The 18,088-nt window shown below is 69.0% G+C and carries 19 protein-coding genes; 7 read left to right on the plus strand and 12 right to left on the minus strand.

Annotated features, from left to right (window positions below; genetic code table 11):
• Window positions 1–146 precede the first annotated feature (146 nt).
• The gene (locus HPO96_RS27150; protein ID WP_171677171.1) at window positions 147–2,054 is read left to right on the plus strand and encodes a zinc metalloprotease; all 1,908 of its coding nucleotides are present in this window, start codon (window positions 147–149) and stop codon (window positions 2,052–2,054) included.
• On the opposite strand, the gene HPO96_RS27155 is transcribed toward HPO96_RS27150, so the two are convergent.
• Genes HPO96_RS27155 through HPO96_RS27170 form a run of 4 tightly spaced genes read right to left on the minus strand, consistent with a single transcriptional unit; the run spans window position 2,035 to window position 5,654 of the window.
• Window positions 2,035–2,805 carry an alpha/beta fold hydrolase gene (locus HPO96_RS27155; RefSeq protein WP_171677172.1) on the minus strand — a complete coding sequence of 257 codons (771 nt, stop codon included), beginning with the start codon at window positions 2,803–2,805 and terminating at the stop codon, window positions 2,035–2,037. The two genes, HPO96_RS27150 and HPO96_RS27155, sit on opposite strands and share 20 nt — an antisense overlap.
• 14 nt (window positions 2,806–2,819) lie before the next feature.
• Window positions 2,820–3,119 carry a hypothetical protein gene (locus HPO96_RS27160; RefSeq protein ID WP_171677173.1) on the minus strand — a complete coding sequence of 100 codons (300 nt, stop codon included), beginning with the start codon at window positions 3,117–3,119 and terminating at the stop codon, window positions 2,820–2,822.
• 47 nt (window positions 3,120–3,166) lie between these two features.
• Window positions 3,167–4,561 carry a M28 family peptidase gene (locus HPO96_RS27165; RefSeq protein ID WP_171677174.1) on the minus strand — a complete coding sequence of 465 codons (1,395 nt, stop codon included), beginning with the start codon at window positions 4,559–4,561 and terminating at the stop codon, window positions 3,167–3,169.
• A gap of 58 nt (window positions 4,562–4,619) precedes the next feature.
• Window positions 4,620–5,654 carry a fatty acid desaturase family protein gene (locus HPO96_RS27170; protein ID WP_171677175.1) on the minus strand — a complete coding sequence of 345 codons (1,035 nt, stop codon included), beginning with the start codon at window positions 5,652–5,654 and terminating at the stop codon, window positions 4,620–4,622.
• 132 nt (window positions 5,655–5,786) lie between these two features.
• Here HPO96_RS27170 and HPO96_RS27175 point away from each other — a divergent pair, with 132 nt between their 5' ends.
• Window positions 5,787–7,082, plus strand: coding sequence for a sensor histidine kinase (locus HPO96_RS27175; protein ID WP_171677176.1), 1,296 nt, complete (start codon window positions 5,787–5,789; stop codon window positions 7,080–7,082).
• Window positions 7,034–7,678, plus strand: coding sequence for a response regulator (locus HPO96_RS27180; protein WP_171677177.1), 645 nt, complete (start codon window positions 7,034–7,036; stop codon window positions 7,676–7,678). Before HPO96_RS27175 ends, HPO96_RS27180 begins: the two co-directional genes overlap by 49 nt.
• A gap of 124 nt (window positions 7,679–7,802) precedes the next feature.
• Here HPO96_RS27180 and HPO96_RS27185 read toward each other — a convergent pair whose 3' ends face one another.
• The 4 genes from HPO96_RS27185 to HPO96_RS27200 form a co-directional block, all read right to left on the minus strand.
• Entirely contained in the window at window positions 7,803–8,534 is a 732-nt protein-coding gene (locus HPO96_RS27185; RefSeq protein ID WP_171677178.1) for an amino acid ABC transporter ATP-binding protein, read from the minus strand.
• A complete protein-coding gene (locus tag HPO96_RS27190; protein WP_171677179.1) occupies window positions 8,531–9,379 on the minus strand; it encodes an amino acid ABC transporter permease in 849 nt (282 codons plus the stop codon). The genes HPO96_RS27185 and HPO96_RS27190 overlap by 4 nt, the downstream gene beginning before the upstream one ends.
• Entirely contained in the window at window positions 9,376–10,230 is an 855-nt protein-coding gene (locus HPO96_RS27195; RefSeq protein WP_238355543.1) for an ABC transporter substrate-binding protein, read from the minus strand. The genes HPO96_RS27190 and HPO96_RS27195 overlap by 4 nt, the downstream gene beginning before the upstream one ends.
• A gap of 97 nt (window positions 10,231–10,327) precedes the next feature.
• Window positions 10,328–11,137: a helix-turn-helix domain-containing protein gene (locus HPO96_RS27200; RefSeq protein WP_337796830.1), complete on the minus strand. Its 810-nt coding sequence runs from the start codon at window positions 11,135–11,137 to the stop codon at window positions 10,328–10,330.
• Between the two features lie 50 nt (window positions 11,138–11,187).
• Between HPO96_RS27200 and HPO96_RS27205 the strand changes: the two genes are divergently transcribed.
• Entirely contained in the window at window positions 11,188–11,973 is a 786-nt protein-coding gene (locus HPO96_RS27205; protein WP_171677180.1) for a phytanoyl-CoA dioxygenase family protein, read from the plus strand.
• Here the strand turns inward: HPO96_RS27205 and HPO96_RS27210 are convergent.
• The 4 genes from HPO96_RS27210 to HPO96_RS27225 form a co-directional block, all read right to left on the minus strand.
• The gene (locus tag HPO96_RS27210) at window positions 11,961–13,004 is read right to left on the minus strand and encodes a hypothetical protein (RefSeq protein ID WP_171677181.1); all 1,044 of its coding nucleotides are present in this window, start codon (window positions 13,002–13,004) and stop codon (window positions 11,961–11,963) included. The genes HPO96_RS27205 and HPO96_RS27210 overlap by 13 nt on opposite strands.
• The gene (locus HPO96_RS27215) at window positions 13,005–14,036 is read right to left on the minus strand and encodes a hypothetical protein (protein WP_171677182.1); all 1,032 of its coding nucleotides are present in this window, start codon (window positions 14,034–14,036) and stop codon (window positions 13,005–13,007) included. It abuts the gene before it with no gap.
• Window positions 14,037–14,065: 29 nt separating this feature from the next.
• Window positions 14,066–15,847: a 3-hydroxyacyl-CoA dehydrogenase family protein gene (locus HPO96_RS27220; RefSeq protein ID WP_171677183.1), complete on the minus strand. Its 1,782-nt coding sequence runs from the start codon at window positions 15,845–15,847 to the stop codon at window positions 14,066–14,068.
• 108 nt (window positions 15,848–15,955) lie between these two features.
• Complete coding sequence (locus tag HPO96_RS27225) at window positions 15,956–16,825, minus strand: methyltransferase domain-containing protein (protein WP_171677184.1); 870 nt, start codon at window positions 16,823–16,825, stop codon at window positions 15,956–15,958.
• Between HPO96_RS27225 and nucS the strand changes: the two genes are divergently transcribed.
• From nucS to HPO96_RS27240, 3 genes are all read left to right on the plus strand, one after another.
• Window positions 16,824–17,528, plus strand: coding sequence for an endonuclease NucS (gene nucS / locus HPO96_RS27230; protein WP_202886456.1), 705 nt, complete (start codon window positions 16,824–16,826; stop codon window positions 17,526–17,528). The genes HPO96_RS27225 and nucS overlap by 2 nt on opposite strands.
• Window positions 17,529–17,542: 14 nt before the next feature.
• A complete protein-coding gene (locus HPO96_RS27235) occupies window positions 17,543–17,704 on the plus strand; it encodes a hypothetical protein (protein ID WP_171677186.1) in 162 nt (53 codons plus the stop codon).
• Between the two features lie 71 nt (window positions 17,705–17,775).
• Entirely contained in the window at window positions 17,776–18,057 is a 282-nt protein-coding gene (locus tag HPO96_RS27240) for a hypothetical protein (protein ID WP_238175947.1), read from the plus strand.
• Window positions 18,058–18,088 lie beyond the last annotated feature (31 nt).

Raw genomic sequence — 18,088 nt, forward strand, 5'->3', positions numbered from 1 at the left:
ACCGATTGTCGAAAAGTTTCCGCCAGATTCGTAATGCAGTCAATGTGTTACCGGTAGTCCATTCGACCAGGGCCGAAGGCATCGCCGGTGGCCCTGCCCGCCGTGTAGAACTCCGCACTGTCAGCAGAAGAATTCGAAGGAGTGCGATGAGAAGACGACGGTTGGCAGTGGTGGCTGCGACGATCCTGGGCCTGGTCGCGGGGCTCGGGGCGGCGGCTCCCGCCAGTGCGGCGCCGCCGCGGTTCGAGCACCTCAAGCCGGGCGGTCAGCCCGAATTGGCCGAGAAGGTCCCCGTGAACGTCGTGCTGCTCGGCTACAAGCCCGGGAGCGTCGACCTGAACGCGCTGAACAGCGCGCTGCCGAAGGCGCACAAGCCCAAGCAGATCACCCGGCTGCTGGCCGGTATCGACGAGACGATCGGCCTGAACTACACCTACGACTACAAGCTGCAGTACGCCGACCAGACGTACCAGAACACCTTCTTCCGGAAGCTGTCCGAGCTCGCTCGGCCGGTCGAGCTGAACGCCGTCCAGACCCGGTACAACGCGCAGCAGAACAACAAGCTCGACGTCACCGCCAACCACGAGATCGACGCGCCCGCCGTCGAGAAGTGGCTCGCGTTCAACGCGCCGGCCGGCGTCGACACCAAGCAGAACACGGTCTACCTGATCAACTGGTACGACCGCCCCGACTTCAAGTTCCACGTCTACACCAAGACCGACGAGGTCGACCCCGACACCGGCCAGAACTGGGGCAAGTACGCCAGCCGGGCGATGAACGCCTGGGGCGGGACGACGGCCGCCGACGAGGAGAGCGGGCTCGGGGACACCCGGCGGGTCTGGTTCCACGACCTGTCGGCCGGTCCCGAGCAGTTCGGCGGCGCCGAGAACGTGGACGACGCCGACCTGGACGGCGACAACAAGCCGGACTGGCGGATCCCGCCGGCCTGGGAGTACGCCGCTGACGGCTACCGCAGTCCCGCCGCGCTGACCGGCGACCTCGGCAAGCTGCTCTCGACCGTCTTCATCCAGGGCATCGCCACCGCGTCGCCGACCTACCCGGTCGAGCTGACCATCGCGAAGGCCTCGACGGTCAACCTGGACAGCAACACCTACGAGGGCTGGCCGGACAGCAACCGCTACCTCAAGCCCGAACTGCTGACCAGCGAGCTGGGCGAGGTCCTGCCCGGTATCGAGCTCTCCTTCGACCAGCAGAACCTCCCGTACGACGGCGAGGCCAAGCGCTGTGTCGAGGACTGGCTGCGCAACGTCTCCTGCTACCCCGAGACCGGGCTGCCGCCGTTCGCGAACATGTACCTGCAGAACAAGCGCGACCTGGACAAGGTGCTCGACGACAAGGGCCAGGTCGACTACGAGCTGCCGGTCTTCACCTACGCGATGACGCAGGAGAACCTGCCGTGGCTCGGGTACGCCGGTGACAACTGGGTCGACGGCAGCCCCGGCTTCGTCTACAACTGGCTGTCCCCGCAGTACATCGGCTGGGGCTACGGCGCGACCAGCACGATGATCCACGAGATCGGCCACCACGTCGGTCTGTCGCACCCGCACGACGGCTACGACAGCCGCACCAACAAGTTCTTCGAGCCGACCGGCGACTACTACTTCACCTGGCTCGGCGGCTACTCGAACTCGGTGATGAACTACATGCAGACGAACTTCGACTTCGGTCAGTTCGACCACGACAACATGGGCCGGTTCCGGGCCGCCGCGCTGGTCGAGTCCGCGAACGCGCTGGCCGCCGAGGTCCTGGCGTCGCCGACCGCCGACCGCGGGTACGCCGACCTGATTCGCGCCGACAAGCTGATCGGCACGGCCAAGGGCCGGCTGGCCGAGCACCAGTACGAATCGACGCGGCAGCTCGCCGACCAGGCCTACGACGCGGTCGTCGCGGCCGCCAAGAAGGCCGGTGTGAGCGTTCCGGCGTTCGAGGCCGAGAAGCGCGCCGAGGCCGAGGCCGACCGGAAGGCGCAGCCGATGAAGCCGCACCGTCCGACCCCGCCGATGGCGGACCCGGTCAAGCCAGGAAAGCGGTAACAGCAGCCAGGAAGTCGTCGAGGCGCTCGGCATGCACCCAGTGCCCCGCCTCGGCGACCTCCGCGTACTGCACGCGCGGGAAGTACGACGCGATCGTGCCCCGGTGGTCCGGCTGGACGTAGTCCGACTTGCCGCCGTACACGAACAGCGTCGGGCCGTCGTACTGGCGGCCCTCGAGACCGGCGGCCGGCCAGCCGGAGATCTGAGGCAGGGCGGCTTCGATCACCGGCAGGTTCGGCCGCCACCGCGCGCCGTCGTCGTCCAGGATCAGGTTCTGCAGCAGGAACGCCCGCGTCCCCGGCGTCGGTACGGCGGCCGCCAGCTGCGCGTCCACATCCGCACGGCGCTGCACCGACGTCAGATCAGCGTTCCGCATCGCCTGGGCGAACTCGACGAACGCCGGCGGGTACGTGACCGGAGCGGCGTCCACCACGACCAGTCGCTCGACCACCGCCGGGTAGAACAGCGCGGTCAGCATCGCGGTCTTCCCGCCCATCGAGTGGCCGACCAGCGCGACCGGGCCGGTGCCGAGGCCCTCGATCGTCTCGCGGACGTCGTCCGCCATCTCCGGGTAGCTCATCGTGTCGACGTGCGGCGACGAGCCGTGGTTGCGCAGGTCCAGCGCGAAGACGCGGTGCTCGGTGGCCAGTCGGCGGGCAGCCGTCATCCAGTTCCGGCCAGAGCCGAACAGACCATGCATGACCACGACCGGCGTACCAGTTTCGCCGTACGACGTGACCGGGAGCTTCACTCGGGACCTCCGACTCAGCGACGGCGCTGCCAGCAGGCGGTGTGCCAATGGCGGCGTTCGTCGAGGGACTGCGCGCCACCGATCGCGGCAAGCAGGCTGGGGTTGTCCGGCCAGACCACCACGTGCGGCGTGGACGGCGGGATCTGCTGATCGCAGCCCGGGCAGCGGTACGACTTACCGGACGCCGAGCCGGACACGCGCCGGACGTTCCAGTCCCCGTCGGCACGCGCCTCCCGGGCCTGGGAACCACCCAGCAACGGCCGGTCGCTGACGGGCCGCTGCCACTTCGACGGTTTCCTGCTCCGGGGCGACATAGCCCGTTAAGGCTAGGGCATGTCGCCCCGGCACTGGCATCTAGTACTCAGCTGCGGGCGACGCGGTACGCCGCTGTGCCGATCAGCTCCATCGAAACCTGGAGGCGCTCCAGGCTGACGTTCTTCTCGATGGTGTCCTCCGGCGAGTGGTACGGCGGCTCAAGGTGTGCCGGTGAGATCTCACCGCGCCAGGAGAAGTTGGCCGAGGCGATGCCGACCTCCTGGAACGACTGGTGGTCAGACGCGCCCCGCAGGACCGGCCCGACGATCTGCGGGTCGTAGCCGAGCCGCTGGCCAGATGCGCGGACGGCGTCCGTCGCGGTGTTGGCCAGGCCGGTGAACGACAGAATCCAGTAGGTGACTGCCGGATCCCAGCTGGTGGCGACCATGTCGTTCTGGAAGACGGCCTTGTACCGGTCGCGCTGGTCCTGCGGCAGCTGGGCGACGTGGTAGCGCGAGCCGATCAGGCCCTGCTCCTCAGAGCCCCACAGCGCGAACCGCAGCGTCGCGTTGGTGTTCAGCCGGCTGAAGACCCGGGCCAGCTCCATCGTCAGGACTGTGCCGGAGCCGTCGTCGTTCGCGCCCGGAGCGCCGATGACCGAGTCGTAGTGGCCGCTGACCATCACGATCGGGCCGTTCGAGCCGCTGCGACCCTTCCGCTCGGCGATCACGTTGTTGGAGGTCAGACCGCGGTGCGCCTTGGTGCTGACCTTGAGCGGCAGCGAGTTGACCACCGCGAGCGCCTCTCGCAGCAGCCGCTTCTGCACCTGAGCGACGCCGATGACCGGGATCGGCGCATCAGTGAGCCCGCCGGGCTGGAAAGCAGAGGCCCGACGCGGGAACACCAGATCGGCCGGGAGCAGGATGACGGCGACCGCACCCTTCGCTGCGGCCTCGGCAACGAACGCCGGACGCGCAGCGGCCGTGTCATCCGCGATGACAATCGCACCGGCGACATCTGCCGGCCAGACCGGCGCAGTGGCCGGGCCGACATCCCGCACCGGGCCCTGGACGGTGACATCGAGCTTCCCGCCGGGCGCGGCGCCGGCCTGCCAGCACAGATCGTTCGGCAAGATGCCGCGGACATCCTCGATCTCGGCGGTGAACTTGTCGGCAACCGTGAACGGCTCCAGCCGGGTCCGGTAGCCGTAGCGGTCGAGCTGGTCGGCGATGTAGTCGGCCGCGCGCTTCTCGCTCCTGGTCCCGCCGATCCGCGGGCCGATGTCCTGCGACAGCACCTGCAGGTGCCGCAGGGCTCGCTCCGAGGAGAGGGCGGAGACGATCTGGCGGTCGTACTTGTCGAGCTTCGGGCTGTTGGGTGCGCCCGGGCGCTGGTCGTCCGCGGCCCACGCGGGTAGCGCAGGCGCCGCGGCGGCGACGGTGACACCCGCAACCGCCGCGCCCAACAGGCCACGGCGGCTCACACCGGATGTGTCGGTCATGCAGGTCTCTCCTCACAAGGGTGGCGGCCCCGAGAGCAGAGAAGGTAATCGAGAGAACTCAGTTAGTGAAGGATTTTTCGTTCCGCAGCTCCTGGCCGACCTCGTGCATGTGCCGCAGACCCATCCGGTACGAATCGATCAGGCCGGTGCTCAGGTAGGGCAGGCCGACGTCCGCGCAGTACCGCTGGACGATCGGCTGGGCGAACCGCAGGTTGGCGCGCGGCATACTCGGGAAGAGGTGGTGCTCGATCTGGTAGTTCAGCCCGCCCATCATCCAGTCGGTGACCAGGCCGCCGCGCACGTTGCGCGACGTCAGCACCTGCTTCTCCAGGTGCCCCCAGTCGTTGCCCTCCTCCGGCATCTCCATGCCCTTGTGGTTGGGCGCGAACACGCTGCCGAGGTGCAGCCCGAAGACCATGTGGTGCACGAGCGCAAAGACGATCGCCTGGCCCGGGGAGAGCAGCAGGAACAGCGCGCCGAAGTACAGGACCAGGTGCGCGGCCATCAGGCCGAGTTCGAGCCCCTGCGTCCGCCGGTTGGCGAGCAGGAAGCGGACGCTGGAGACCTTGAGATTGAACCCCTCCAGCGTGAGCAGCGGGAAGAAGATCCGGGCCTGGTTCCGGGTCAGCCAGCCCTCCAGGCCCTTGCGGCCCTCGGCCTGCTCCATCGTCCAGACCAGGATGCCCTCGCCGACGTCCGGATCCTTGTCGGTGTGGTTCGGGTTGGCGTGGTGCCGGTTGTGCTTGTCGTTCCACCAGGCGTAGCTCATCCCGAGCAGCAGGTCGGCGTGCAGGACGCCGATCCAGTCGTGCAGCCGGCGCGAACTGGCGATCTGCTGGTGGCCGGCGTCGTGCCCGAAGAACGCGGCGCGGGTGGTCAGGATGCCCAGCGGGACGGCGAGCAGCACCACCCACCAGGACGCGCCGACCGCGGCGATCGCGGCCCAGGTGAGCGCCATCAGGCCCACGTTGACCGCGATCGAGATCCCGTACGCCGCCGTCCGCCGCTCGAGCAGCCCGGCGTTCTTGATCTCGCGAAGCAGCGGGGCGAAACCGCTCCCGCGGGTGGTTCTCGTCGTCACTGTGCTCGTCATGGGCCAAGCCTGGTCGCCGCCGGGCCCGCGCACAGGCCGCCTATCCCCCGAATGTGCTGGGACCTATCCCACCTGCGGATTGGGGAGTTAGCACCACTGGTTCGGGGCTCACTGTCGGTCATGATGGTGGCCATGAGCACTCAGGTCGTGGAGAGACCGCCGATGCGGTATCCCAAACTCGCACAGCCGTGGATCGCGCTGTTCCTCGCCGTCCTGGCCGAGATCGGTATCGCGTTCTTCGTGCTGAGCGTGGTGTCGGTGCCGCTGATCGCGGTCTGGGTCGGCATCCCGCTGCTGCTGGCGGTCGTGCCGGCCACCCGCTGGTTTGCGAACTGCCACCGGACGATGCTGGCCGGTTTCATCGGCGAGCGGATCCCCCGCCCGTACAAGAAGCCGCCGCTGCCCGGCGTACTGATGTGGCTGCGGACGACGCTGACCGACCCGGCCACCTGGCGCGACATCGTCTGGCTGCTGGTGAACGCGGTGATCGGGTTCGCCTTGTGCCTGGTCAGCGCCGTGCTGTTCCTGACCACGATCTTCTACGGGGTCTATCCGCTGCTCGTGAAGGTCACACCGGAGGGCGTCTTCAACGAGCCGTTCGGCGGCCTGCTCTACGTGAACTTCTGGACCAGCTTCCTGGTGATGCCGGTCGCGCTGATCGGGTTCCTGATCTGGATGGCGGCCGGTGAGCGGCTGCTGAAGGCGAACGCCTACATCGCCCGCTCGCTGCTCGGGCCGACCGAGAGCGCGAAGCTGGCGCTGCGGGTCCGTGAGCTGGCGGAGTCCCGCGCGGAGACCGTCGACACCCAGGCGGCCGAGCTGCGCCGGATCGAGCGCGATCTGCACGACGGCGCGCAGGCCCGGCTGGCGGCGCTCAGCATGAACCTCGGCATGGCCGAGGAGATGGTCGCCCGCGACCCGGACCAGGCGGCGGCCCTGCTCACCGAGGCCCGCGAGTCGGCGAGTACGGCGCTGTCCGAGCTGCGTGACCTGGTCCGCGGGATCCACCCGCCGGTGCTGGCCGATCGCGGTCTGGAGGGCGCGGTCAAGGCGCTCGCGCTGACCTGCCCGTTCAAGGTCGACGTCACGTTCGACGTCCCGGGCCGGCCGGCCGCGCCGGTGGAGTCCGCGGCGTACTTCGCGGTCGCCGAGGCGCTGGCCAACGCGGTCAAGTACTCGGCCGCGACGAACGCCTGGATCCAGATCACCCACGAGGACGAGAAGCTGCACATCCTGGTCGGCGACGACGGGGTGGGAGGGGCGGTGATCCGGCCCGGCGGCGGTCTGTACGGTATCGAGCGGCGGCTGGCCGCCTTCGACGGTACGTTGACCGTGGTGAGCCCGAGCGCCGGGCCGACCACCGTGATCATGGAGCTGCCTTGCGAGTCCTCATCGCTGAAGACCACGCCCTCCTCCGGGACGGCCTGATCCGTCTGCTGGAGGCGCACGACTTCGAGGTCGTCGAGGCGGTCGACAACGGCCCCCGGCTGGTGCCCGCCCTGGTGGAGCACCGGCCGGATGTCGCCGTCGTCGACGTCCGGCTCCCGCCGACCTTCACCGACGAGGGCTTGCGGGCCGCGATCGAGGCGCGCAAGCAGGTCCCCGGTCTGCCGATCCTGGTGCTGTCCCAGTACGTCGAGCAGCTGTACGCCCGGGAGCTGCTGACCGGCGGCGGTGCCGTCGGCTACCTGCTCAAGGACCGCGTCTCCAACGTCGCCGACTTCCTCGACTCCGTCCGCCGCGTCGCCACCGGCGGCACCGCGATGGACCCCGACGTCATCGGCCAGCTGCTCGCCCGCAACACCCGCGACGAGCCCATCGGCCGGCTCACCCCGCGCGAGTCCGAAGTCCTCGGCCTGATGGCCGAAGGGCGCTCGAACGCCGCCATCGCCGCCGCCCTCTTCGTCACCGAGAAAGCGGTCTCGAAACACACCAACAACATCTTCGCGAAACTCGACCTCCCCCCGTCGGAAGACGACAACCGCCGCGTGATGGCCGTCCTCCAGTACCTCTCCGCCCGCTGACTCACCCCCATTTCGTGGGCCCACCCAGCAACGCCATAGGTCCACCCAGCAAACAGCGGGAGAGCCCACCGCCTGCGGTAGGCTCTCCCAGCTTCTCGTGGGTGGGCCCAGGAAATGAGTGGGGTCAGGAGCGGAGGCGGGAGAGGAACTCGCGGGTTCGGGGTTCTTGGGGGTTGTCGAGGACTTGGGCGGGTGGGCCGATCTCCAGCGGGCGGCCTTGGTGGAGGAAGCAGACTCGGTCGGCGACTTCGCGGGCGAAGGACATCTCGTGGGTGCAGACGAGCATCGTCATCCCTTCGCGTTTGAGGTCGCGGAGGAGGTCGAGGACTTCGCCGACGAGTTCGGGGTCGAGGGCGGAGGTGACCTCGTCGAGGAGGAGCAGCTGGGGGTTGTTGACCATGGCCCGGGCGATGGCGGCGCGTTGCTGCTGGCCGCCGGAGAGTTCGTCGGGTTTGGCGGTGGCCTTCTCGGCGAGGCCGACGCGGGTGAGCATGGCAAGGGCCCGACGACGGGCCTCCGGGGGCGCGACGCCGTGGACGCGGATCGGCGCGAGCGTGATGTTGTCCAGCACGGTCAGGTGCGGAAACAGGTTGTAGGACTGGAAGACGAAACCGATCCCCGACCGCACCTGGTCGGCGTTCACCCGCGGGTCGGTGATGTCCCGACCGGCCAGCTCGACGACGCCGTCGTCCACCACCTCGAGCAGGTTCACACAACGCAACAACGTCGATTTCCCCGACCCGGAGGCGCCGATCAGCACGACGCACTCCCCTTGGGCGACGTCCAGGCTGAAATCGTGCAGGACGACGTTCGCGCCGTACGACTTCCGCACACCACGCAGCGACAAGAGCGTCATACCGGTCCCCCTCCGACGCCGTACCAGCCCTGCCGGCGCGCGACGTAGTCGGTCAGCCGGGTGAGCGGGATGGTCAGCGCGACGAACAGCAGCCCCGCCACGACGTACGGGGTGAAGTTGAAGTCGATCGCGGTCTCCAGCTGGGCGGCGCGGATGGCGTCGATCACGCCGAGGACCGCGATCAGGCCGGAGTCCTTCTGCAGGCTGACGAAGTCGTTCAGCAACGGCGGCAGCACCCGGCGGACCGCCTGCGGCAGGACGACGAAGCGCAGCGTCTGCCGGTACGTCAGCCCGAGCGACCGCGCCGCGGCCCGCTGCGACGGGTGCACCGACTCGATCCCGGCCCGGAACACCTCGGCGACGTACGACGAGTAGGTCAGCACGAGCGCCGCCCCACCCCAGATCACCGCGTCGCTCGGCAACCCGCGCAACTGCAGCGCCGGTACGCCGAAGCCCAGCAGAAAGATCACCAGCAGCAGCGGCAGCCCGCGGAACACGTCCGTGTACGCCGCCGCGAACACCCGGAGCGGGAAGAAGATCGGCCCGCGCAACGTCCGCAGGATCGCCAGCGTCATCCCGATGATCACGATCAGCACGGCGCAGATCAGCATCACCCGGATGTTCAGCCAGAGCCCCTGCGCGACCGTCGGCAGCGCCTCCCACGCCCGGTCGGCGTTGAAGAACGTCTCCCGGACCCGCGGCCAGCCCGGCGTCGATCCGATGCCGAAGGCGACCAGCACGAGCAGCACGATCGAGCTGCCGGCCGCGATCAGCGTCGAGCGCCGCGCCTGCCGCCGCCGGTACGCCGTCCGTTCCTGCTGCAGCGCTGAAGGTTCCCAGCTCATGAGAGCTCGGGCGCGCCTTCCTCGGTCAGGTACTGCTGCTGCAGTTTCGCCAGCGTCCCGTCAGCCTTGAGCGCGTCGACGGCCTGGGACACGCAGCCGGTCAGCTTCGAGTCCTTCTCCAGCACGAATCCGAACTGCTCAGCCGCCCCGGACGCCGGCAGCTGGCCGACGATCTTGCCGTTGTCGAGCTGCGCCGCGGTCATGTAGAAGGCGGTCGGCAGGTCGACGACGATCCCGTCCAGCTGCTTGTTCTTCAGCGCCTGCACGGCCAGGTCGTTGGTGTCGTACGCCGCCACCTGCTGCTTGGGCTTGATCTGATCCTTGGCGACCGTGTAGCTCGTCGTCCCGACCTGGGCGCCGAGTTTGGCCTCCGCGAGCTCGGCGACCGTCTTGGCGTTCGCGATCTTGCTGCCCGCGGTGGTGATCACGGTCTGCCGGACGTCGTAGTACCCCGACGAGAAGTCGACCGCCTTGCGGCGCGCGTCCGAGATCGACACCTGGTTGACGTCCAGGTCGAACTTCTTCGGGCCCGGCGCGAACGCGGCGTTGAACTGCACGGTCTGCCACTTCACCGCATCCTTGGCGAACCCCAGCTTCGCCGCCACCGCATACGTGACCGCCGACTCGTAGCCCTGCCCGTTCGCCGGGTCGTCCTTGCTGAACCACGGCTCGTACGCCGGCTTGTCCGTCCCGACCGAGAGCGTCCCCGCCGTCTTCACCGCCAGCTTGTCCTTGCCACAGGCATCCGCCCCGGTCGGCGCCGGCGTACCGCTCGACTGGTCCTCCGGCGCACAAGCAACCACACCCAGCAGCAGCACCGCCGCCGCCATCCCCAACACACGCGAAGTCATGGTCAGAGCGTAAGGCCAGTCACTAAGGACAGGAGGTAGTGACGTCATCAGGCGGACGGGAGCCGAGGCTGAGCGTAAGCACACGGCCGCGGGCCGACTACCTCCTGTCGTTGGCGACGGTGTTTCGCCGGTAGGAGGTGGGGCTGGTACCGGTGGCGAGACGGAAGCGGGTGGAGAAGTAGAGGGGGTCGGGGTAGCCGACTTCGGCGGCGACGGAGGCGATCGAGCGGGTGGTGAGTTCGAGGAGACGGCGGGCGGCGTCGATCCGGCGGCGTTCGACGAACTGCTGCGGGGTGATGCCGAGTTGTGCGCGGAAGAGGTGGGCGAAGCGGGAGACGGAGAGGTTGGCGGCGCGGGCCAGGTCGGTGACGTCGAGGGCGGCCTTGAGGTTCTGGTCGACGAGTTCGATCGCGCGGAGGAGGCGGTCGTCGATGCGGACGGCCTTCGGGTTCTGGGTGTCGCACCAGAGCAGGGCGGCTTCGAGGGCGTTCAGGCTGAGCAACTCACCTTGGGGCAGGACGCTGCGCTGGAAACGGACTGCGTCGCGCAGGTGGCCGGCGATCCGATCGGTGTTCGCGGGCCGGAGCAACAGGATGCCGGGAGCAACGACCGGCCAGTCCAGGAGCGGGAGCCACTCGGGCTTCGGGTGCAGGTGCGCGTAGACGAAGTGCCAGCGCTCCCCCACGGTCCCGTAGTCGTGCAGTGTGCCGGGCCGGACCAGCACGATCGTGCCTGGTTCGGCCGCGACGGCGCTGAAGTGGCCGGCGCCGTCCAGGGTCAGCACGAGCAGCCAGTCTGTCGTCCCGCGCCGCCGGAACGTCCGGTACTCCGGTCCCTCGTCGAACTCGCCGGTGACCAGCCGGCGCACGACCGGCGAGGGCGACTCAGCAGGATCTCGAAGGTTCACAGCGCAATAGACTATCGCCGGGCGCCGTCGTCCGGACCGATCCTGAAGACATGACCGCACTTGCCGAGATCTACGCCGCCGAAGGTGTCGTCCAGGTCCCCCAGCTCCTCGACCCGACCGAGGTCGACCGCATCCGCACCGCGTTCATGGCGCAGGTCGAGTCCGATCGCTCGATGGACTTCGACGACGGCATCCCGGACGGCGACCCGCTCGCCCGCTACCCGCGGTTCGTGCACCCGCACCGGCGGACCGATGTCGAGGCCGGCCGGCTGGCCCGCGAGCTGATGCTCGACAGCCGGATCCTCGATGTCGTCAGCACGCTGATCGGCCCGCCGCTGGCCGCCCAGTCGATGTTCTACTTCAAGCCGCCGGGCGCCCGCGGCCAGGCGCTGCACCAGGACAACATGTTCCTCCGCGCCGACCCCGAGACCTGCCTGGCGGCCTGGATCGCCATCGACGACGTCGACGGTGAGAACGGCGGCCTGGCCGTCGTCCCCGGCTCGCACCGGACCGAGCTGGTCTGCCCCGAGGCCGCCGACCTGACCGAGTCCTTCACCAACGCCGAGGTGCCGATCCCGGCCGGCCTGCACAAGGTCCAGACCAGGATGCGAGCCGGTGACGTGCTGTTCTTCCACGGCAGCGTCGTCCACGGCTCCCGCCCGAACACCAGCCCTGACCGCTTCCGCCGCTCGCTGATCTTCCACTACGTCCCCGAGGCGAGCACCGAGATCGCCGCCTTCTACAACCCCCTCATCCGCCCCGACCACCAGCCGGCCACCCTCCCCGAAGCCCTCGGCGGCGGCCCCTGCGGCAACTACGGCGATCAGGAGCCGTAAATCGTCACCCCGAGATAACACCCGAGCCAGGTGAACCCGAGCAACCCACCCGAGAACCCGAGCAGCCGCAACAACATCCCACCAGGCGTCTCGTCGTCGCCGGGATCCCGGAACTTCAGACCGGGGTTGGGCAGATTGGGGCCTGCGTACTTCCCCCAGTCCTCCAGAACATGCCGCGGGATGCTGAGCCGGTCGAGGGCCGCGAGCCCACGGATCAGCGACTCGGCCAGCGGGCTGCGGTCGTACAGCGCGATCACGCGGCCGTCGATCGTCAGACCGATCGGCCGGGCGCCGAGCAGCGCATCCATGTTCCGCGGGTGCAGGACGGCCATCAGGTAGCGCGGGTCGTCGCCGAGCACGTCGAAGGCGCGGTTGAACCGCTCGCTCTCCAGGGTCAGGTCCGACCGCGCCAGCCCGCCGGGCCGAACCTCCAGGGTCGGCAGATTGAATTCGACGAGCCGGATGAACGCGCTCAGCCGAACCCGGCGGGCCACCAGCCAGTGCCACTTGACCCAGCGCACTTCGAAGGCGACACCGGTCGGCGTCCGGACGGCGTCCCGGGTACTCCGCGCCACGCCGACCGGGAGCGGCAGGATCGGCAGCTGCAGCTTCTTCGTCGGAACCACCTGCCAACCGTTGCGCCAGGCAAGCTCTCTCAGTGCGCGGGAAGCCCGGCGCGGCCAGGTGTAGACGAGGTACGCCGCGACCAGGAACAGCGCCACCAGCAGCGGGACGACGGCAATCGTCGGCACCGGCCCGGAGTCGTACACCACCCAGAGCACCCGCAGGATGGCCGCCAGCACACCGGCCAGCGCGATCCAGCGACCTACCGGCGCCGCGCTCTGACCGGCCGACACCAGGAGCCAGGCCACCGGCAGGACCGTCAGCGAGAAGGTCGTCATCATCGACCCCCACTCCGGCCAGTCGGCACCGGCGAACCCGTCCATGCCGTACAACGCAACCAGCGTGAAAATCATCAACAGGCGGGAGGCGAGCGCCGCCAATTCCCACGCTGTGAAGAGCTTTCCCATCTACGCTCCGTAGATCTGCACTGCGGCGAGGCAGGACAGGTAGGTGAGGCCGAGCAGTCCGGCGGCGAAGAAGAACAGGCGGGCCAGGACGACGTTTGCTGGGAGGTCCGGCAGGCGGAAGCGGAGGCCTCGGCCGGGCGTGGTGCCGCGGTACTGGCCGTAGTCCTCGGCGACGTGGGGCGGAATGGTGAGGCGGTCGAGGGCGGTGAGGCCGCGGGTGAGGGAGTCGGTCAGTGGGCCGTCGTCCGACAGCACCAGGGCGGCCCGGTTGACGGCCAGGCTGATCGGGCGGGCGTCGAGGAGCGTTTGCAGGTTCCGGGGGTGCAGGGTCGCCATCAGGTAGCGCGGGTTGTCGCCGAGGACGTCGAAGCTGCGGTTGAACTCACCGCTCTCCAGCTCCAGGTCGGAGCGCGCCAGTCCACCGGGCCGGACTTCGAACGGCGGGAGCGCGACGTCGAGGATGCGGACGAAGACGCTCAACCGGCGCCGGTGAGCGATCAGCCAGTGCCACTGCAGCCAGCGCACCTCGAAGGCGACACCGCCGCTCGGCGTCCGGACGGCGTCCCGGACGCTCCAAGCCCGGCCGACCGGGGCCGGCAGCTCAGGCAGGTTCAGCTTGCGGGCTTCCTCCAGCTGCCAGCCGTGTCGCGCGGCGAGGTCGCGGAGCGGGCGGGACGACCGGGGCCAGGTGTAGACCAGCCAGACCGCGATGCCCAGCAGGAACAACAGCACCGGCAGTACGGCGACCGTCGCGGACCAGCCGCCGTCGTACGCCGTCCACAGCACGCGTAGCAGAACACCGCCGACCGCGACAGCCGAGATCCAGCGGGCGGTTGCCAGCCCGCCGGACGACATGATGATCAGCCACATCGCCGCCGGAACCACCGTGATCCCGACCAGGAACATCGTCGACTGCCAGCCCGGCCAGTCGGCGCCGACCTGACCAGGCATGAACATCAGCCCGAGGGTCAGCGTGAAGTGCAGGAACAGCATGCAGCCGGCGACCACATACCCCGCGACCTTTTCTCGCACCCGCGGCAGTCTGCCAGGTGCGCGGGCCGTCAGGCCTTCGCGTAGTCCCGGAAGCCGCGCGCCGTTTTGCGGCCGAGGTAGCCGGCGGTGACGAGGTGCTCGAGCAGTGGGGCGGGGGCGAAGCCGGGCTCGCGGAACTCCAGGTAAAGGGTGCGCTGGATGGCGAGTGAGACGTCGAGACCGACCACGTCGAGGAGCTCGAACGGGCCCATCGGGAGGCGGCAGCCGAGTTTCATCGCGGCGTCGATGTCGTCGACGCCGGCGTAGTGCGCCTCCAGCATCCGGACGGCGTCGTTCAGGTACGGGAACAGCAGCGCGTTGACGATGAAGCCGGCCCGATCGCCGCAGCGGACCGGGTGCTTGCCGGCAGCAACAGCCAGGGCGGCGACGGTGTCGGCGACGTCCGGCGCGGTGGCGACCGTGCTGACCACCTCGACCAGTTTCATCACCGGGGCCGGGTTGAAGAAGTGCAGGCCGACGACCGCGGCCGGGCGCTTGGTCGCCATCGCCAGGTCGATGACCGGCAGACTGGACGTCGTGGTGGCGAGGATCGCGGTCGGCTTGCAGATCTCGTCGAAGGTCTCGAACAGCGCCTGCTTGACGCTCAACTCCTCGACGACGGCCTCGATCACCAGGTCGGCGGCGGCCAGGTCGTCGAGCCGGGCGGTGCCGGTGATGCGGCGCAGCGCGGCGTCCCGCTCCTCCTCCGACAGCTTGCCGCGCTGGACGCCCTTCTCCAGCGAGCGCTCCAGCCCGGCGCGGACCTTGTCCACCTTCTCGGTGCCGCGGGCGACGTACCGGACGTCGTACCCGGCCTTGGCGCAGACCTCGATGATGCCGACCGCCATCGTGCCGGAGCCGACCACGCCGATCTGCTGGATCGGGCGGATCGCCGTCTCGGCGCCGTTCGGCTTCGGGGTCTGCTCGTCGTCGACGACGACCGGCGAGTCCGGCGCCTCGTAGGTGTAGAAGCCGCGGCCGGTCTTGCGGCCGAGCAGGCCGGCGGTGACCATCTGCTTGAGGATCGGGGCCGGGGCGTGCAGCCGGTTCCGGCCCTGTTTGTACATCGTGTCGAGGATCTCGTACGCCGTGTCGAGGCCGATCAGGTCGAGCAGCGCCAGCGGACCCATCGGGTAGCCGCAGCCGAGCCGCATCGCGGCGTCGACGTCCTCGCGGGTGGCGTAGTGCGACTCGACCATCGAGACGGCGTGGTTCAGGTAGCCGAACAGCAGCGCGTTCGCGATGAACCCGGCCCGGTCGGCCGCGACCACCGGCACCTTGTCGAGCCGGCGGGCCAGCGCCTGGACGTCCTCGACCACATCCGGCTCGGTGACGACGGTCTTGATCACCTCGACGAACTCCTGCACCGGCGCCGGGTTGAAGAAGTGCATCCCGACCACGCGCCGCGGCCGCTGGGTCGCGACCGAGATCTCGGTGACCGACAACGACGACGTGTTGGTGGCCAGGATCGCGTCCTCGCGCACGATCTTGTCGAGCGCCGAGAAGATCTCCCGCTTCAGCTCGAGCCGCTCGACCACGGCCTCGATCACCAGATCGCAGTCGGCCAACGCCTCCAGCGACGTCGCGAAGGTCACCCGGTCGAACAGCGCCTGCTGATCCTCGACGGACAGCTTCCCGCGCTTCACCGCCCGATCGGTCGAGTGCTGGATGTGTCCGCGCCCGCGCGCCACCGCATCCTCGTCCCGCTCCACGCCCACCACGCTCAGCCCGTGCCGCGCGAACACCTCCGCGATACCGGCGCCCATCGTGCCGAGACCGACCACACCCACCGTCTGCAGTTCGCGACCCATGCAGGCACTATGCCAGTCCCCCACTGGTCCGCCCATGAGCCAAGTCACCCCAACTCGTCGAAATTACCGGCGAGTCCAATTAGCGAGTCACCAGCACTCCGGCGCGCATCACGCACGGACCGCCAGCACCTGCATCCAGCTGCTGAAATTGCCGGCGCCCCGCTCCAACCGCTCCACCGACCAGCCAGTTGCGGTCAGAACGTCCCGGAGTGCCTCCTCCGTCCACTGCACGAAGTGCCGGGGCAGATCCATCAGGCGGTTGGACCACTCCTCGCCCTGGCCCTCCATCGTACTGAAGGCGAGCACCGGCGCCGCATGCGCTGCCTTACGCAGCACGCCGGGCAGCAGCGCCCGATCGAAGTGCAGGAAGACCGCATCGGCGAAGACCGCGTCGTACGGGCCACCGAAGTCGTCGTTGAGCGCGTTGAGGCGATCAGCCTGGTACCCGTCGGCGCGGATCATCTCCAGGAACGCCTCAGTCGCGTCGGTTCGCCGTACTGCGAACCCTCGGCGCTCGAGCTCGACCGCATCCCGCCCAGTGCCGCTGCCGAGCTCCAGAACACGCGCACCGGGCTTGAGCTCCAGCAGACCGATCAGCTGGTGGTTGGGCTCGGCCGGGATCAGCTCACGGAACTGCTCCGCCGCCTGCTCGTACGTCGCCAGCGTGCGCTCGTTGCTCGTCGGAACCCGCGTCCAGCCGTCGCCGGTGTGCTCGACCAGCGCCGGCAGCCGGAGCCCGAGGTCGAGGCCCAGCACCACCACGGTCTCGCCGCGGTGTTGGTCGGAGATTGCCTGGAGCTCGTGTTCCGGATCGCCGGTCAGGTCCGGCAGGAGGGTTAGGCGGACGCCTAGGCGTTCTGCCAGCCGCGCACCGGCGGCGGCGTCGAACGTCGCCGCGTACACGTGAGCCACTCGCTCACTGACCTCCACGACATCGCCCGGGAGCAGCAGGATGCGTGCGGGGCACATGAGGTTCATGCCGACCACATTGGCACGGCGAAGTGCGGTAGCGTCACTCCTCGTGCGCTTGGTGATTGCTACGTGTTCCGTTGACTACTCCGGCCGGCTGACTGCTCATCTGCCGATGGCTCCGCGGCTGCTGATGGTGAAGGCGGACGGGTCGGTGCTGATCCATGCGGACGGCGGCTCGTACAAACCGCTGAACTGGATGTCGCCGCCCTGCAAGCTCGTCGAGGACGAGAACGTGTGGAGTGTGACGAACAAGGCCGGTGAGGAGCTGCGGATCACGCTCGAGGAGGTGCACAGCGACACGGCGTACGAGCTCGGCACCGACCCCGGGCTGATCAAGGACGGCGTCGAGGCGCACCTGCAGGAGCTGCTCGCCGAGCATGTGACCACGTTCGGGGAGGGCTGGACGCTCGTCCGCCGCGAGTACCCGACCGCGATCGGCCCGGTCGACCTGCTCTGCCGCGACGCCGACGGCAACCACGTCGCCGTCGAGATCAAGCGCCGCGGCGAGATCGACGGCGTCGAGCAGCTCACCCGCTACCTCGAACTCCTCAACCGCGACCCCCTACTGGCCCCGGTGCGCGGTATTTTCGCGGCACAACTGATCAAACCGCAGGCGCAGTTCCTGGCGGCCGACCGCGGTCTCGAGTGCGTGACGGTCGACTACGACGCCCTCCGCGGCATGGAGTCCGACGTACTGCGGCTGTTCTGACCCCAGGAGCCCGCATGCCACCGGAACCGGCCAACCCCTTCGAAACGGCGCTGAGCTGGGCTGTCTGGCTCGCGCTGCCACTGGTAGCCGTGGCTGCCGTCGTGATCGTGCTCCTGGTTGTCCGATCGCAGCGCAACCGCCGCCGGCCCTACCCGCCGCAGTTCCCACAACGCTGACTTCTCAAGATTTTTGCCCGATTTCGGGCAGGATGTTGGCTTTTCGGATTCTGGGGTTGCAGAGTTGTCGGGTGATCAGTGAGGCGGCGGCAGCGCCGGTGGACGAGCTGGCCGAGCAGGTCAGCCGGACGACCGGGCTGTCCGCGGACGACGCGCGACGAGTGGTCGCGGACGTGCTGGCGTACTTCACCGAGACCGCCGAGGAGTACGTCCGGCGCCGGCATCGTGAGTTGCAGACCTACGGCGCCCGCAACGACGAGATCTTCGCGCGGGTAGGCAGCGAGCTGCGGCACTGGCCCGTGCGCTCGCCCGAACTCTCCGCCCGTCAGCTGCGACGGATCGTCTACGGCTGACAGCAAGCAAACGACCTTCGAAAGGCACCAA

Source organism: Kribbella sandramycini, from assembly GCF_013131805.1.
Taxonomy (GTDB): domain Bacteria; phylum Actinomycetota; class Actinomycetes; order Propionibacteriales; family Kribbellaceae; genus Kribbella; species Kribbella sandramycini.

Bases quoted from the DNA above. Each gene is read 5' to 3' on its own strand.
- HPO96_RS27150 (WP_171677171.1), top strand. From the start codon at position 147: ATGAGAAGACGACGGTTGGCAGTGGTGGCTGCGACGATCCTGGGCCTG.
- HPO96_RS27160 (WP_171677173.1), bottom strand. From the start codon at position 3,119: ATGTCGCCCCGGAGCAGGAAACCGTCGAAGTGGCAGCGGCCCGTCAGC.
- HPO96_RS27165 (WP_171677174.1), bottom strand. From the start codon at position 4,561: ATGACCGACACATCCGGTGTGAGCCGCCGTGGCCTGTTGGGCGCGGCG.
- HPO96_RS27170 (WP_171677175.1), bottom strand. From the start codon at position 5,654: ATGACGAGCACAGTGACGACGAGAACCACCCGCGGGAGCGGTTTCGCC.
- HPO96_RS27175 (WP_171677176.1), top strand. From the start codon at position 5,787: ATGAGCACTCAGGTCGTGGAGAGACCGCCGATGCGGTATCCCAAACTC.
- HPO96_RS27185 (WP_171677178.1), bottom strand. From the start codon at position 8,534: ATGACGCTCTTGTCGCTGCGTGGTGTGCGGAAGTCGTACGGCGCGAAC.
- HPO96_RS27190 (WP_171677179.1), bottom strand. From the start codon at position 9,379: ATGAGCTGGGAACCTTCAGCGCTGCAGCAGGAACGGACGGCGTACCGG.
- HPO96_RS27195 (WP_238355543.1), bottom strand. From the start codon at position 10,230: ATGACTTCGCGTGTGTTGGGGATGGCGGCGGCGGTGCTGCTGCTGGGT.
- HPO96_RS27205 (WP_171677180.1), top strand. From the start codon at position 11,188: ATGACCGCACTTGCCGAGATCTACGCCGCCGAAGGTGTCGTCCAGGTC.
- HPO96_RS27210 (WP_171677181.1), bottom strand. From the start codon at position 13,004: ATGGGAAAGCTCTTCACAGCGTGGGAATTGGCGGCGCTCGCCTCCCGC.
- HPO96_RS27220 (WP_171677183.1), bottom strand. From the start codon at position 15,847: ATGGGTCGCGAACTGCAGACGGTGGGTGTGGTCGGTCTCGGCACGATG.
- nucS (WP_202886456.1), top strand. From the start codon at position 16,824: ATGCCGACCACATTGGCACGGCGAAGTGCGGTAGCGTCACTCCTCGTG.
- HPO96_RS27225 (WP_171677184.1), bottom strand. From the start codon at position 16,825: ATGAACCTCATGTGCCCCGCACGCATCCTGCTGCTCCCGGGCGATGTC.
- HPO96_RS27235 (WP_171677186.1), top strand. From the start codon at position 17,543: ATGCCACCGGAACCGGCCAACCCCTTCGAAACGGCGCTGAGCTGGGCT.